This window comes from Nocardia cyriacigeorgica (assembly GCF_029868385.1).
Taxonomy (GTDB): domain Bacteria; phylum Actinomycetota; class Actinomycetes; order Mycobacteriales; family Mycobacteriaceae; genus Nocardia; species Nocardia cyriacigeorgica_F.
The window spans coordinates 56,590-71,194 of the sequence record NZ_JARWNX010000039.1; the positions used below are offsets into that span (position 1 = coordinate 56,590).

Genomic DNA, 14,605 nt, shown 5'->3' on the forward strand with positions numbered 1-14,605 from the left:
ATTCACGCGACAGTGGCGCGCACCCCTGCCACGATCGTGTCCACCAAAGCCACGATGTAGGTGGCGGATTCGGCCTTGGCCCGATCTCGTAGGTGCGGCGGAGTCGCGGTGACGTGGTTCGATACCGCTCCGGCGACCAAATCGGCCACCAGTGCCACCGATGTTCCCGGCGGCAGTTCCCCACGTTCGATTCCGCGCCGGATGATCGCGCGGGTCGCTCGCAGGTGTTCGGGGTAGGGATCTCCGGCGACGGCATCGCGTAGCTTGCTCACCCGGTGTGCGTCGGCCGACAGCTGTCTGGCCAGCGAGCCGTCATCGGTGCTTTCGTGTTCCATCCAGCTGGTGGCGAATTCGATCAGGTCCGCGCGCAGGTCACCGGTGTCGATATCGGCGATGAACCGGATCCGTGAGCGCACCGACTCCACCAGCAGCGCCTCCTTCGACGGCCACCGCAGATACAGCGAGCCCTTGCCGATACCGGATCGCCGTGCCACTTCGTCGAGCGTGAAACCGCTCCAGCCGCGTTCGGCGTAGACCGCGCGGGCCGCCTGCTGTGCGCGGGTCTCGAGTTCCGGGTCCCTCGGCCGTCCCGCGCGTCGCGTCTCAACCACGGTCACATTGTGGCACCGGTCTCATTTCCCTATTTACGACGGCTGCCGTCCGTAATAGGCTGTCGCGAAATTCGAGGCGGTCCGGCGGCGCCCACACCGCCACCTCGGCACGGCGAAGGAGCCACGATGATCACTCCACCCACCGACCTCGGATCCTGGATCGGGCGAAGGGCCGCGTCGAGCCCGACGCGTCCGGCCATCACCTTCGAAGGACAGACGCTCACCTACGGTGAATTCCTCGAGCGCATCGATCGGCTGGCCGCCGAACTGATCGCCGGTGGGGTCGCGCCGGGCGATCGGGTCGGCTACCTGGGGGCGAACCATCCCGACTTCCTGGTCACGCTGTTCGCGGCCTCGCGCGCCGGTGCGGTGTTCGTCCCGCTCAACTTCCGGCTGGCGGCCGCCGAACTCGGCTACATCCTCGGTGACGCCGGGGTGCACACCCTCATCGCCGATGCCGAACGCGCCGAGATCGTCGATCCGGTGCTGGCCGAATCCGGGGTGCGCCGCGGCATTGCGTTGGCGGCCCGGCCGGGCTGGGAGACGCTCGACGAGCTGCTGGCCCGCCGCGCACCGATCGCCGAGCCGCAGCATCCCGACACCGAGGACGTCGCGGTGATCATGTACACCTCCGGCACCACCGGCCGCCCGAAGGGCGCGATGCTCACGCACGGAAACCTGTTCTGGAACAATGTGAACGCGCTGCTGTCGTTCGATACGAGTCAGCAGGACGTCTCCCTGGTCTGCGCCCCGCTGTTCCATATCGGCGGACTGAACGTCACCACGCTGGTGGCGTTGCAGAAGGGTGCGCATCTGGTGCTCATGCCCGCGTTCGATCCGGTGCAGGCGTTGGCGCTGATCGCCGAATACAAGGTCACCACCATGTTCGGTGTACCCGCGATGTACCTGTTCATGGCGCAGGTTCCGCAGTTCGCGACGACGGACCTGTCGAGCGTGCGCACCTTCATCTGCGGTGGCGCGCCGGTGCCGGAGGCGCTCATCACCCGGTACGGCGAGCGCGGGGTGCCCTTCGCGCAGGGCTACGGCCTCACCGAGACGGCGCCACTGGCGCTGGTGCTGTCCACCGACGATGTCGCGACCCGGATCGGCGCCGCCGGGCACAAGGTGCTGCCGCTGTCGGATGTCCGGCTGGTCGACCCGGACAACAATCCGGTCCCCGACGGCGAGCGCGGCGAGATCTGCGTGCGTGGACCGCAGGTCATGAAGGGCTATTGGAACAACAAGGCCGCCACCGACGCCGTGATCGATGCCGAGGGCTGGTTCCACACCGGCGATATCGGTGAGGCCGATCAGGACGGCTTCGTCTATGTGGTCGACCGGGTCAAGGACATGGTGATCACCGGCGGGGAGAACGTCTATCCGGCCGAGGTGGAGAACGTGCTCTACCGGCATCCGGCGGTGGCCGAGGTCGCGGTGCTCGGGCTGCCGCACGAGAAGTGGGGTGAGGCGGTGACGGCCGTGGTCGCGACCGCGCCCGGCGCCTCGCTGACGCTGGACGAACTGCGCGAATTCGCACGCGGTGAGCTGGCCGGATACAAGGTGCCGCTGCGGTTGGAGTTCGTCGAGGCGCTGCCGCGCAATGCCTCGGGCAAGGTGCTGAAGTACCGCCTGCGTGAGCAGCTGGGTGAGGTGGCCGAAGGCTGATCGCGGGATCGGCAGCGCCCCGGCCTCCGGGTTCGCCGCACCACCTTCGGGTGTGCGGCGGCGAGCATCGGGATTCGGCCGGGGCGTTTCCTTGTGCCTCGATGGTCAACTTTGGTTGACAACCTCGGTGTCGTCAATCAAAATTGACGACATGACGGAAGCAACCACGCTGGCGGCAGCGGCCGGTAGCCCGGACCCGCGAGTCGGATTGCGGGCCGTGCTGGCGCTGCGGCGGCTGCTCGAACGGCTGGAAGCGATCCAGGTGACCAATGCCAGGGATCAGGGCTGGTCGTGGCAGGCGATCGCGGACGCGCTCGAGGTCAGCAAGCAGGCAGTGCATCAGAAATACAACCGGAGAGGCAGGGGCCGCTGATGTTCGAACGGTTCAGCAAGAACGCCAGAATGGCCGTCGTCATGGCGCAGGAAGAGGCGCGAGAACTGCACGCGCCGGAGATTCGCGTCGAGCATGTGCTGCTCGGTGTGCTGTCGCAGGCCGAGCCCGCCATGAAAGACATGCTGACTGCTGTCGGACTCACCCACGACACCGTGATCACCGCGCTGGCCGAGGACGGAAAGAACGAACCGCTCGGCGACCGCGACGCCGAGGCGCTGCGCTCCATCGGCATCGACCTCGATGCGGTACGCGACAGCCTGGAGGCGACTTTCGGCGAAGACGCACTCGACCGGGCCGAACCGCCGGAACGGGAACGGCGCGGGCTCTTCGGACGCGGTGGGATGAACGTCGGCCATATCCGCTTCTCCCGCGAGGCGAAGAAGACGCTCGAGCTGTCCCTGCGGGAGGCGTTGGCGCGTAAGGACAAGAGCATCGAATCCGGTCACATTCTCCTGGGGATTCTCCGCGCACCGAACACCACGACAACGGCGCTGATCGGTGGTACCGAATCCGTTGCGACGCTGCGTACCCGGGTGCATGCGCTGCTCGATCGAGCCGCCTAGATCGACCGCAAACATGGGCGCACTCGGACCCGCGCGCCGAATCCGGTCAGCGGCTGCCCGCCCATGTGGACTCGCGCAGTCCCGCCGATGCGGGGATCGGTGATCTCGGTGGAGGGCTCGGCGACGACTTACTCGCCAAGCCGACCCCAGCACGGTCGGCTTGCCGCAACCAGAATGTAGGCACTCGTCCGTCCGTGAGAAGCGATCCGAAGCGCGCAGGTTCGGCTCGGTAGCGCCCGCAGCGGGGCGTCGGGCTCTAGCATGGCTCCATGCAGCTTGTGCTTCGGTTGATCATCAACGCCTTCGCCATCTGGCTGGCCGCGACGTGGATCGACAAGATCGACATCATCAGTCCGGAGGATCAGGGCAACGGCGCCAAGATCATCACCCTGCTGGCCGTCGCGGCGGTGTTCACCGCGGTGAACGCACTCGTCAAGCCGATAGTGCAATTGCTGTCGCTACCGCTGGTCATCGTGACGCTCGGCCTGTTCCTGCTGGTGGTCAACGCCCTCATGCTCTGGCTCACCGCGTGGATCACCGAGTTCACCGACTACGGTCTGCGCATCGACGGCTTCTGGGCCGCGTTCTGGGGTGCGCTGATCGTCACGGTGGTGAACTGGCTGCTCGGTGTGCTGGTGCCCGACCGGGACTGAGCACGGGCCGTGCTCGGCGAACGGCCTCGGCCACCGGTTGCGGACGTGAGCCAGTGCCGTCACGGAAGCGAGCCCGGCGGCTGGTCACAACCAATCGGTGACATCCATGGGTTCGCCGTCATCGTCGAGCGGGGGCTCGATGCCCCGTGGTTGCGGGGTGCCGAAGGTCGAGGGCGGTCCGGGTTCGACCGCGACCGCCAGCGCCGCATCGACATCGGCGAGCATGGCGGCCAAACGGGGGGCGTTGTACCGGTGGACTTCGGGGTGTGGATGGCCGCGGAAGTCGTGGGTCAGCCAGATATCGTGGTAGACCTCGAGATCGACAGTGGGTTCGGCGCCGGTGAGATCCACGCCGAGGCGCAGCAGATCGTTCTCGGGGTGGGGGGCGCCGAGAGCGTCGAAGCGAGTTCCGGGACCGGTGACGGTGATCGCGCCGATCGTCGCGTGGACGGGGATCCCGGCCGGGCGAGCCGATTCCAGCAGTGCCGTCAGGGCGGGGTCGGCGAGACCCTCGGCCACCGCGACCGTGGTGTGCGCGTCCGGCACGATCCGGCCCTCGATCAGCCAGCGGCAACTCACCCGCGACGGTGACATGAGGCGGTGCCGTTCGGCGCAGATCGCCAGCCGCGCCGCCAACTCGAATTGGGCCGCCACGCCGCGCCCGACGCCGGTCGGCCACCAGGTCCAGGCGAACGAGAACGCCGGAGCGCGCAGCGGTCCGGCCGTCATTCCGGGAAGACTTTCGCACCGTCGGGAATGGTCAACTCCTTGCCATCGGAAAAGCGCAGGACAAAGGCGATACCGCTGGAGGTGGACCTATCGGTCAGCGATCGCAGCGTATCGGTATCCAGCGCGGTCGACGGCGCGGCCACCTCCAGCACGCCGACTTTTCGCTCGGCGGGTGCGTCCACCAGCTGTTTGACCACCGACGCCGAGGCCGACCGGATGCCCTTGATCGAGGAGACCTCCTTGGCCTGATAGGCGAACAGCACCCGACCATCCGGACCCTTGACGCCGACATCGATGTCGTAGCGCCCCTGCCCCTCACGCGTCTGCCCGAACACCAGCTCCCGACTGCCCCGCCGGTGCAACTCGTCGCCGAGGCGCAACTCCTGCATGGCCGCGGGCCGGGCCGCCGCCGGGCCACGGAACTTGGACACCAGATCCTTGAAACCCTCGGCGCCCGCCAGATGTCCCTTCCCGATGATGTCGGCGGCCTCGGCGCCCATCGGCGTGCTCCGCGCATTGCCCAGCGCCTGGATGGTGCGCTGTTTATCCGTCGCGGACATGCCGACGCGATCCAGCACGCTGGACACCTTCGCGACCTGATCCTCGCGCATCGGTTGTCCGGCACCGCCGCGCTCCTGTGCCGAACTGTTCGCGCGGTCGTAGCGCTGGGTCCACTTCGGCTGCGGCAGGGTGCCACCGGTTTCGGCGTAGCGGCGGTAGCTGTCGGGTGCCTCCTCGGCGATGTCCCTGACCTTCCGGCCACGGTCGACGGTGCGGTCGTGCAGCTCGGTGACCTGCTGCGGATCGAGCGCACGCACGGTGACCTGGATGGTGGCCGTGATCGGCCGGGTCTGCCCGGCCGGGATCAGCTGCGGGTTGTAGCTCGCACTGCACGACAGTGTGGTCGACCCGTTGGCAGGCATGGTGCCGCTGCCATTGCATCCGGCGCCGAGCGCGATCGGCACCGACGACTGCATGGAGACGGTGTAATCGAAAGCGACCGTGGTGACTCGCATATCGCGCGAGGTGCTGACCGTATTGCTGATGACGAACTGGATCGTGCAGGTCCCCATGCAGGGGTTCTGCAAGAACTGGCCGTTGACATTGCCGCCAAGCGTTACCCGGGAATCGACGGCATCGCCAAGCCCGTCCACCCGGCCGGGCAACTCCTCGTAGATGCCCTGGGCATCGTCGGGTTCCTCGGGCGCCGGGTCGAGGGAGAATTCGGGCAGTTCCGGATCGCCCCCGCCGGATTCACCGGACGACGACGCGCTGACGATGCGGTCGATCACCGGCTCGTCGGACCCACCGGTGTTCGGTTCATCCGTCGGGTCGAGATTGCTCAGATAGGTGGTGATGGAACCACTGGTGATCGGTGTGGACTCGTGGCCGTCGATATCGATCGGCGTACCGATGGTGACGTCTTCACTGCGCTCCGCGTCGGGGTCGAGGGCGAGCGCGAGCCGTGCCGGTGCCAGCGTGCTCGCCAGATCGAACCCGAAGCGTTCGGGGCCGATCATCACCGGTACGCCCGCGTATCGGGCGGCGTTCTCCGCGGATTCGCCGAACGCCAGCCAGGCCTGTTCGTCGCCCTGGAGGAAGGATTTCCCGCCGACACCGAGATAGTCCATGTCGACGCCGTCACGTACCGAGATCGTCCCCGTCGCATCACCGACATTGGTGACGGTGAGATCCACCTCGAGCCGTCTGCTCGATGCGCCGGTCGGCTTCACCGTCCCGGTGAAATGCGCAGCGGGCGTATCCAACAGCCGCAGCTGCGCCGTCGCCAGCGCGGCCCGACCCCGCTGCTCGGCGCTCGCACCGCGATCGCCGAACTGCATGATCGCGACTCCGCCACCCACCCCGATCGCGCAGACCACCATCAACACCAGTGCCGCGATGATCCACGGTCGTCGGCGCGAGCGGCCTCCCGTCGGCAGCGGTCTGCCAGGCTGCGGGCCGAACCCGTATCCCGACGGAAACTGCCCGCCGCCTGGCATCTGACCGCCTGGCGGTCCGTACGGGCTGGGCGCCGAATAGCCTTGTGCCGGAGCTTGGAACGCGCCGGTGTGCGGCGCGTTGGGGTGTGGGTGGTACCCCGGGGGCGCCGCGGGTTGGTAGGTGCCGGTCGGCGGCATCTGTTGTGCTGTGGGCGGGTGTTGCCCGTGCGGTCGATACGCCGGGGTCGGTGGTTGCGGAATCGCGGATCGACTCGGTCCGGCGGCGGGTGGAGGAGATGGCCACGTTTCGCGGTGTGGTGGGGTGGCGTCGGGTGGCTGGTGTGTCGGCGTCGGCGGTTGTGGTGTCGCGGGTTGGTTCGGTCCTGCGGATGCGCCCGCATTACTCAGAAGTTGTTGCGGAACAATGCGTTCTGTTACGTCCCGCGCACCGTCCTCCCTCGGGATCTCCGGCTCGGCGTTCGGCGCGGTAGGCGAGGGCGACTCGGGCAAGGTATTCGACGCAACCGGCGGACTCGAACCGTCCACAGCCTCACCAGACGCGACCTGCGGATTCGATCCGGTAGACCGCTGCGGTTCCGCCCCTCCCGGCATCGATGGAGCCTGCCCCGCCGACGAATCGGTTGGCGGCTCGGCCCTCTCACGGTCACCGGCGTCCGACATGGTCCCTCCTAGAAATGGCGGGGCCACAGAGCACCGTGCCGCCGGATCCCTCGCCCCTGCGTCAACAGTACGACCCGACCCCGCTTTTCGGGGTGCGATCGTTCACCCCGCCACCGGCTGACCTCCGACCAGGCTGCGGGCGAACCCGCCACTCGGAGGCGCTATCCGGAGTCGCCGGGCTTCCGAGCGATATGTGTCGAAAACACAGGCCAACAGCGGCATTCGTTCTGCATCGGGGGCTTCCTGCTCAGGTCGGCGTGCCGGTCATCGATGTCGAGCCACGGTCGGCTGACGACAACGAGCACGAACAATGAATCGCACCCGACCAACACTGGGCGGGACGGTCACGCCGATCGAGCTCAGCTCACAGAGACGCCAAGCCGAGTGCGAGCGCAGTCAGGATGGACCAAACGAGCAGGGCGAGCCCGGAATCGCGCAATGCCGGGATCAGTTCGAGTCCACCACGGCCCGACCGGACCGGGGCATTGGCGCGTACCGCGAGCGGGATCGCCAGTAGGCCCACCAAAGCGAATGGCGAGCGCGCCACCAGCAACAATGTCACCACGAACGGCACCGCCAGCAACACCAGGTGCAACGTCCGGGTGCGCGGATCGCCGAGCTTCACGGCGAGGGTGACTTTCCCGGATTCGGTGTCGGTGCGGATATCGCGCAGGTTGTTGGCGACCAGGACCGCGCTGGAGAATGCGCCGACGGCGACGGCGAGCGCGGCGCCCACCCAGTCGATGCGCTCGGCTTGTACGAATTGGGTGCCGAGGACGCCGATCAGGCCGAAGAAGACGAAGACGGCGATTTCGCCGAAACCGCTGTAGCCGTAGGGTTTGCTGCCGCCGGTGTAGAACCAAGCTCCGGCCAGGCAGGCGGCGCCGATCAGGATCAGCCACCATGCGGTCAGGGCCACCAGGATCAGGCCGAAGATCGCGCCGATGGCGAGGCTGATGACGGCGGCGGTGCGGACGGCGGTGGGGGAGGCCAGGCCCGAGCCGACCAGGCGTAGCGGGCCGACGCGCTCGTCATCGGTGCCCCGGATGCCGTCGGAATAGTCATTGGCGTAGTTCACGCCGATGATCAGCGCCAGCGAGACCAGCAGCGCCAGAATCGCTTTCCACCACACCATGCCGTCGATGGAGGCGGCGGCGCCGGTGCCCGCGATGACGGGGGCGATAGCGTTCGGCAGGGTGCGGGGCCGGGCGCCCTCGATCCATTGCGCTGCGGTAGCCATGACCGCAGCCTAATCGGGCGGTCAGGCGGGCGCGGCTTCGGCGGCCACCCGCAACCGGCCGAGACCCTTCTCGAAATCCTTGCCGACCAGGCTGTCCATCGAGATGACCTTGCCCATCAGGGCCATCAGCCCGCGCTGTTCACCGTTCATCCGCCACACCACCTGGGTGCCGCCGCCCTCGGCCGGGGCCAGCGTGAAGACCACATTGTTGGTGGATTTGAACGGCTTCTCGAAGTCGAGCCTGATCCTGATCTCGTGCTCGGTGCTCGAGGTGATCTCCATGGTGCCGCGGCCCGCCTTGCGGTTGCCTTCCCACGCGTAGCGTGCGCCGACGCCCGCATCGGGGCCGCTGTACATGCGGCGGAGTTCGGGGTCGAGGTCCTCCCACGGCGACCATTCGATCCACTGGTGGAAGTCGTTGATCAGCGCGTGGATGCGTGCCGGTTCGGCCGCGATCACGATCTGGCGCACCACCTCGAATTCGGCCATTGGCCCAGCGTAAGCGACCGACCGGTCGGACCGCAGCTGAATCGGCGCGCTTCGCGGCCGGACCAGCGCATACGATGACGTCGGCATGGTTTCCGAGCTGAGCGGTCCGAGCGGCCGAGTACCAGTGGTGACGCCCGCAGATTCGGTCGTGGTGGCCCTGCTGGGCGAGGTCGCGCTACGCCGGAACGGTGCGCTGACGCCGGTGCCGGGCGTACGGGCGCGGGCACTGCTCGCGGCCTTGTCGGTGACACCCGGTCGCAGCCGCAGCGCACAGGCGCTGATCGACGAGGTGTGGGGCGAGCAGCCGCCACGTGCCCCGATGAACGCACTGCACACCCAGGTCTCGCGGCTGCGCGCCGCGCTGCCCGAGGGCGCGGTGGAGATCGGTCCGGCCGGTTACCGTTTGCGGCTGACGGCCGAGCAGATCGACCTCACCGCCGTATCGACGCTGCTCGATCAGGCTCGTGCCGCCCGCGCCGCGCACGATTACGCCCACTGCCTCGACTTGGTGGCGCGGGCACGAGCGCTGTGGCGCGGCGAACCCGGCGCCGACCTCACCCCCGGCCCACTCGCCGACGAACTCGCCACCGCCGCCGCCGACCGCTGGGCCGAACTGGACGGGATCGAACTCACCGCCCGCGAAGCCATCGGAGACGTGAACGGCGCCCTTGCCCTCGCCCGCGCGGCCGCTTCGGCCGATCCACTCAGCGAACCCGCCGCGCGGACCCTCATGCGATTGCTGGCCCTCGCGGGCGATGCCAATGCTGCCCTCGACGTCTTCGCCACCATCCGAGCCGCCTTGACCGACCACCTCGGAACAGATCCGGGTCCGGCGCTGGTCGAGTTGAACACCGCCATCCTCCGTGGGGATTTCCCCACGGCGGCCACGCCGTCCGCTGGATCCGCGCCGCCGGACAGCGGGCCCGGCAGCGGTGCCGAGGCGTCGCCGCACGGCCGGGTATCGGGTGAGATAACCACCGCGGCACCGCCGGGCGTCGATCCCCTGTCACGGAACTCGACCGATCGCTTCGGTTCCGGTGCGGCGTCGGAGAACCTCGCGAATCCCGACACCACGCAGGTTCTGTCGCCTGATCCCCTGGTACCGCCGAATGCGTGGGGCACCGCCGAACATCTGGCGAATACGCGCCCGACCACGCAGACGGCCGACCGGAGGTCCACGCGGCGCCCGACGGCCACCGGTGTTCGCGCCGCGCCGAACCCGCTGCTCGGACGCGCCGAAGACCTCACCGCGCTGGCCACCCTGCTACACACCTCCCGCGTCACCACCGTGCTCGGGCCGGGCGGCACCGGCAAGACCAGGGTGGCCAATGAACTGGGTGCGCGGGCGGCGCGTGAGCAACCGGTGGTGCTGGTCGAGCTGGCTTCGGTGCGGGCCGATGGCGGAGCGGCGGGCGAGGCGCGCGGTGAGATCGAGGCGGCGATCGGTGCGATGCTCGGGCTCGGTGATTTCGCGCGTGACCCGGTGCTGATCCGATCGGGTATCCGGGTCGAACTGCGGCAGCGGCTGCGTGACGCCCTGTCGGAGCGGCCGATGCTGCTGATCCTGGACAACTGTGAACATCTGGTCGACGCCGCGGCCGAGGTGGTCGCGGACCTGGTCGGCAGCTGCGATCAGCTAACGGTCCTCACCACCAGCCGCTCACCACTGGCGATCACCGCCGAGGCGGTATATCCGCTGGCGCCATTGGCGATCGACGCCGCCGGTTCACCCGCCACCGAGCTGTTCATCGCCAGGGCCAAGGCCGTACGCCCGGCCGCGCGGCTCAACCCCGAGGTGGTCGCCCGGCTGTGCCACCGCCTCGACGGTCTGCCACTGGCCATCGAACTCGCCGCCGCGCGCGTGCGAACGATGAGCGTCGAGGAGATCGACACCAGGCTCGAGCACCGATTCGCCCTGTTGCGCAGCGGTGACCGCTCCTCACCGGAACGGCATCGCACACTGCACGCAGTGATCGCCTGGAGCTGGAATCTGCTCGACGAACCGCAGCAGATCGCCTTGCGCAGACTGTGCCGCTTCCCGGCCGGATTCACCCTGGAGGCCGCGGAATTCGTGGCGGGCGGTCCCGAAGTGGGCGATGTGGTCGACGCGGTGGCGGGTCTGGTCGGACAGTCGCTGCTCACCGTGCTCGAGGACGACCGCCCTGACCCGGATGTCAGCCTCCCGCTGCGCTATCGGATGTTGGAGACGGTCCGCGAATTCGGTGAGGAACAACTCGCCGCATCGAGGGGCGGCGGCGAGGCACGCACCGAAGCGGACTTGGTAGCCGACCGAATGTGCGGGTGGGCCCGCGATTTTGCCCTGTCCGCCATCCGCCGCTACCGCGACGAGGACCAGGTGACACTGGTGCTCACCGTCGCCGCCGAGATCGACAATCTCACCGCGGTGCTGCGGTTGGCCGAGGAACGCCGCGACGCGCGGACCATGTACACGGTCTTCCCGGTCGCCGCCATGCTCTGGGTGATGCGCGGTGCGCATATGGAACTCGTCGGCTGGGTGCGCCGGATGCTCACCATGGAGCCACCGGCCAGCCACGGCACCGAGGCCGAGCTGGAGATGATCGGGTATGTGTACAGCGGGCTGCACCTGATGTACATGGAGTCGAGCATCCGCGATGCGGCGCTGGTCCGGGTCCGTGCGCGGCGGCTGCTGCGCCGTGACAGCGGGCTCGGTGAGCTGGCGCGGTTCTTCGGCAGGCTCATCACCTGCGCCGTCGACGGTTGGGCGCTGGCGCGGTTGCTCGCAGCGAGCGTGCGTTCGACCGACCGCGATACCAAGGTGTCGGCCCTGGTCATCCGCGCCAATTCGTGGGAGAACCACGGTCAGCTGCATGGTTCGGCGCGGGACGCGGTCTCCGCGGCCGCGGAGATCACCGAACGCGATGTCTGGGCCGGTGCCATGATCAACCAGCATCTGGGCGGTCTGGCCGGTCAGAACGGCCGCTACCGCGAAGCGACCGGATATTACGAACTCGCCGCCGAGCAGTTGCGCAGACTGGGTGCGTACGAGGAAAGCTCGGAGATGCGCAGCTTCCTCTCCGCGGCGCTCACCGCGTCCGGGCAGACCGACCGCGCGCGCAGGGAACTCGACCTCGCGGTCGGCCTCACCGATTCCGGCGCCCCCCGGCTGACAGCGCTCGACGATCCGGGGGTCCGGCGTAATCACCGGCTGTCGACGATCGCGGCGAGCCTGGCCGAAATCGAACTCGCCGAAGGCGATACCGATCGCGGTCTCTGGCTCTTCCATCGTTCGCTCGAACTCGTCGGCTGGCCCGGAAACGAATTCGTCCCCGGCCCAGGCGTGCTGATGCTGTGCAGCGCGATGCTCGACGCGAACACCCTCTACGGCCGGGCGGCGCAGGTCACGACGATGGCCGAGCAACTCGCCGGTATCGCGGTCGAACGCCTCATCCAGTTCTGGGATGTGCCGCAGATCGGGGCGGTGGCCTGTGCAGTGGGATCGCACCGGCTCACCGTCGAACCGCGATCGCCCGCCGGTCTCGAATTGCTCGCCCTGGCACCGGCCGCGAAGGCGAGACAGGACTATCCGGTCATGGCGCTGGCGCGGCATCGAGAACTGCACCGCGACACCGTGGGCGTGGACCGCATCGATCGGGCGACGGCCGAGGCGGCCGGACTGCGCAAGCTCGTGGCCGCCGACCGGATCATGACGTTGCTGAAAGTCATCGCGGATCGACCGGACACGCCCGCACGATGACGCGCGAGCGTGCCCGGTCGAGGACGGTGCGGATTCAGACCCGCCGCATATAGGCACGCACCGTCAACGGCGCGAAGATCGCCATGATCACCGCCGCCCCGACCAGTGACCAGACCACATGTGAGCCGATATGCCCGTCGTTCATCAGGTCACGGCACGCCCACACCAGATGCGAGACCGGGTTGACATCGATGAACGCCTGCAACCAGCCGGGCATGGTCTCCTTCGGCACGAATGCGGGGGAGGCGAAGGTGAGCGGGAACATCACCAGCATCGAATAGCCCTGCACGGCCGAGGCCTTGTTCGCGATGACGCCGAAGAACGCCCAGATCCAACTGGTCGCGAACGAGCAGACGATCACCAGCGCGACACCGGCGAGCGCGCCGAGCGGATTCGGGCGGAAACCCATGATCACGCCCATGACCAGAGTCAGCACGGAGGCGATGCCGTAGCGGACCATATCGGCGGTCAGCGCTCCCGACAGCGCCGAGATGCGGGCGATGGGCAGGGATTTGAAGCGGTCGAAGACACCCTTCTCCATATCCTCCTTCAACTGCACACCGGTGACGATGGAGGTCATGATGACCGTCTGCACCAGGATGCCGGGGATGATGACCGGCAGATAGCTGTGCACATCGCCGGAGATGGCGCCGCCGAAGATGTAGGTGAACATCAGCGTGAAGATGATCGGCTGGATCACCACATCGAACAGCTGCTCGGGATTGTGCTTGATCTTCAGCAGGCCGCGGTAGGCCATGGTGCGGGTGTTGTCGAAGGTCTGTTTCAGAGTGATGGGCCCTGCGGGCTCCGGCAGTGGTCGGGTGCGCGCGGGTGTCGCGGTGAGAGTCGTGGTCATGCCACACTCCGTTCGAGTTCGGTGTCGTCGGTGTTGTCTTCGGCCGGATGGCCGGTGATGGTGAGGAAGACTTCGTCGAGACTCGGCTTGCTGACCGAGATCTCCTCGACGCCGATCTCCCATTCGCGCAACCGGATCAGCAGATCGGCGGTGACACCCGGATCGGGCAGCGCCGCGGTGAGCCGACCGGCCTCGAGGGAGACGGCGGCGTCGGTGCCGAGGAAATCGCCGATGATGCGGCAGGCGTCGGCGAGTTGATCGCGTTGGGCGAGCGTCAGATGCAGCGAGGACTGTCCGACCGAGGATTTGAGTTCGTCGGCGGTGCCGTCGGCGATCACCCGGCCGCGGTCGATCACCGCGATCCGATCGGCCAGCTGATCGGCCTCGTCCAGATATTGAGTGGTGAGCAGCACCGTCGCGCCCTCGCGGACCAGCCTGCGGATGGTCTCCCACATCTGCGCGCGGGTGCGCGGGTCGAGGCCGGTGGTGGGCTCGTCCAGGAACAGCAGCGGCGGGGTCGAGATCAGGCTGGCGGCCAGATCCAGCCGCCTGCGCATACCGCCGGAGAAATTCTTCAGCGCCTTGTCCGCGGCCTCGGCCAGATCGAATTCCTCGAGCAGATCGGCGGTCTTCCGGCGGGCATCCGCCCGCGAGAGGCCGAGCAGTCTGGAGAAGATCATCAGATTCTCGGAGGCGGTCAGATCCTCGTCGACGGAGGCGTACTGCCCGGTGACACCGATGAGCGAGCGCACGGCATCCGGTTCGGCGAGCACATCGCGGCCGAAGATCCGTGCGCTGCCGCCGTCCGGGCGCAGCAGGGTGGCGAGCATGCGGATGGTCGTGGTCTTACCCGCACCGTTCGGCCCGAGCACCCCGTACACCGCGCCCCGCGGCACGGCCAGACTCACCCCGTCGACGGCGCGCTGGGCGCCGAACATCTTGACCAGGCCATCGGCCTCGATGGCGAGGGGGCCGGTCGATGCGTAATCAGTCATGCCGACGACTGTGCGCGCCGGTTCTTGCACCCGGCTTGCACGGCTGTTGCGCG

The 14,605-nt window shown here is 68.0% G+C and carries 12 protein-coding genes; 5 read left to right on the forward strand and 7 right to left on the reverse strand.

All coding sequences use genetic code 11. From position 1 onward, the window contains the following. Positions 1 to 2 precede the first annotated feature (2 nt). Positions 3 to 611 (reverse strand): TetR/AcrR family transcriptional regulator, encoded by a 609-nt coding sequence (locus QH168_RS09625; protein WP_280234174.1) that lies wholly within the window; start codon positions 609 to 611, stop codon positions 3 to 5. 126 nt (positions 612 to 737) lie between these two features. Between QH168_RS09625 and QH168_RS09630 the strand changes: the two genes are divergently transcribed. From QH168_RS09630 to QH168_RS09645, 4 genes are all read left to right on the forward strand, one after another. Next, the gene (locus tag QH168_RS09630) at positions 738 to 2,276 is read left to right on the forward strand and encodes an acyl-CoA synthetase (RefSeq protein ID WP_280234175.1); all 1,539 of its coding nucleotides are present in this window, start codon (positions 738 to 740) and stop codon (positions 2,274 to 2,276) included. Positions 2,277 to 2,427: 151 nt separating this feature from the next. After that, positions 2,428 to 2,649, forward strand: coding sequence for a helix-turn-helix domain-containing protein (locus QH168_RS09635; protein ID WP_280234176.1), 222 nt, complete (start codon positions 2,428 to 2,430; stop codon positions 2,647 to 2,649). Beyond that, positions 2,649 to 3,233, forward strand: a complete 585-nt coding sequence (locus QH168_RS09640; protein ID WP_280234177.1) for a Clp protease N-terminal domain-containing protein — start codon at positions 2,649 to 2,651, stop codon at positions 3,231 to 3,233. The genes QH168_RS09635 and QH168_RS09640 overlap by 1 nt, the downstream gene beginning before the upstream one ends. A 269-nt stretch (positions 3,234 to 3,502) precedes the next feature. Then, positions 3,503 to 3,886, forward strand: coding sequence for a phage holin family protein (locus QH168_RS09645; RefSeq protein WP_280234178.1), 384 nt, complete (start codon positions 3,503 to 3,505; stop codon positions 3,884 to 3,886). A gap of 84 nt (positions 3,887 to 3,970) precedes the next feature. On the opposite strand, the gene QH168_RS09650 is transcribed toward QH168_RS09645, so the two are convergent. The 4 genes from QH168_RS09650 to QH168_RS09665 form a co-directional block, all read right to left on the reverse strand. Continuing rightward, positions 3,971 to 4,615 carry a hypothetical protein gene (locus QH168_RS09650; RefSeq protein ID WP_280234179.1) on the reverse strand — a complete coding sequence of 215 codons (645 nt, stop codon included), beginning with the start codon at positions 4,613 to 4,615 and terminating at the stop codon, positions 3,971 to 3,973. After that, positions 4,612 to 6,456 carry a hypothetical protein gene (locus QH168_RS09655; protein WP_280234180.1) on the reverse strand — a complete coding sequence of 615 codons (1,845 nt, stop codon included), beginning with the start codon at positions 6,454 to 6,456 and terminating at the stop codon, positions 4,612 to 4,614. Before QH168_RS09655 ends, QH168_RS09650 begins: the two co-directional genes overlap by 4 nt. A 1,144-nt stretch (positions 6,457 to 7,600) precedes the next feature. Next, positions 7,601 to 8,476: a 1,4-dihydroxy-2-naphthoate polyprenyltransferase gene (locus tag QH168_RS09660; protein WP_280234181.1), complete on the reverse strand. Its 876-nt coding sequence runs from the start codon at positions 8,474 to 8,476 to the stop codon at positions 7,601 to 7,603. 21 nt (positions 8,477 to 8,497) lie between these two features. Beyond that, positions 8,498 to 8,965 carry an SRPBCC family protein gene (locus tag QH168_RS09665; protein WP_280234182.1) on the reverse strand — a complete coding sequence of 156 codons (468 nt, stop codon included), beginning with the start codon at positions 8,963 to 8,965 and terminating at the stop codon, positions 8,498 to 8,500. A gap of 85 nt (positions 8,966 to 9,050) precedes the next feature. Here QH168_RS09665 and QH168_RS09670 point away from each other — a divergent pair, with 85 nt between their 5' ends. Next, positions 9,051 to 12,701, forward strand: a complete 3,651-nt coding sequence (locus QH168_RS09670; RefSeq protein WP_280234183.1) for an AfsR/SARP family transcriptional regulator — start codon at positions 9,051 to 9,053, stop codon at positions 12,699 to 12,701. A gap of 34 nt (positions 12,702 to 12,735) precedes the next feature. Here the strand turns inward: QH168_RS09670 and QH168_RS09675 are convergent, their stop codons facing one another. After that, positions 12,736 to 13,557 (reverse strand): ABC transporter permease, encoded by an 822-nt coding sequence (locus QH168_RS09675; protein WP_280234184.1) that lies wholly within the window; start codon positions 13,555 to 13,557, stop codon positions 12,736 to 12,738. Further along, entirely contained in the window at positions 13,554 to 14,552 is a 999-nt protein-coding gene (locus QH168_RS09680) for an ATP-binding cassette domain-containing protein (RefSeq protein WP_280234185.1), read from the reverse strand. The genes QH168_RS09675 and QH168_RS09680 overlap by 4 nt, the downstream gene beginning before the upstream one ends. Between the last annotated feature and the right edge of the window lie 53 nt (positions 14,553 to 14,605).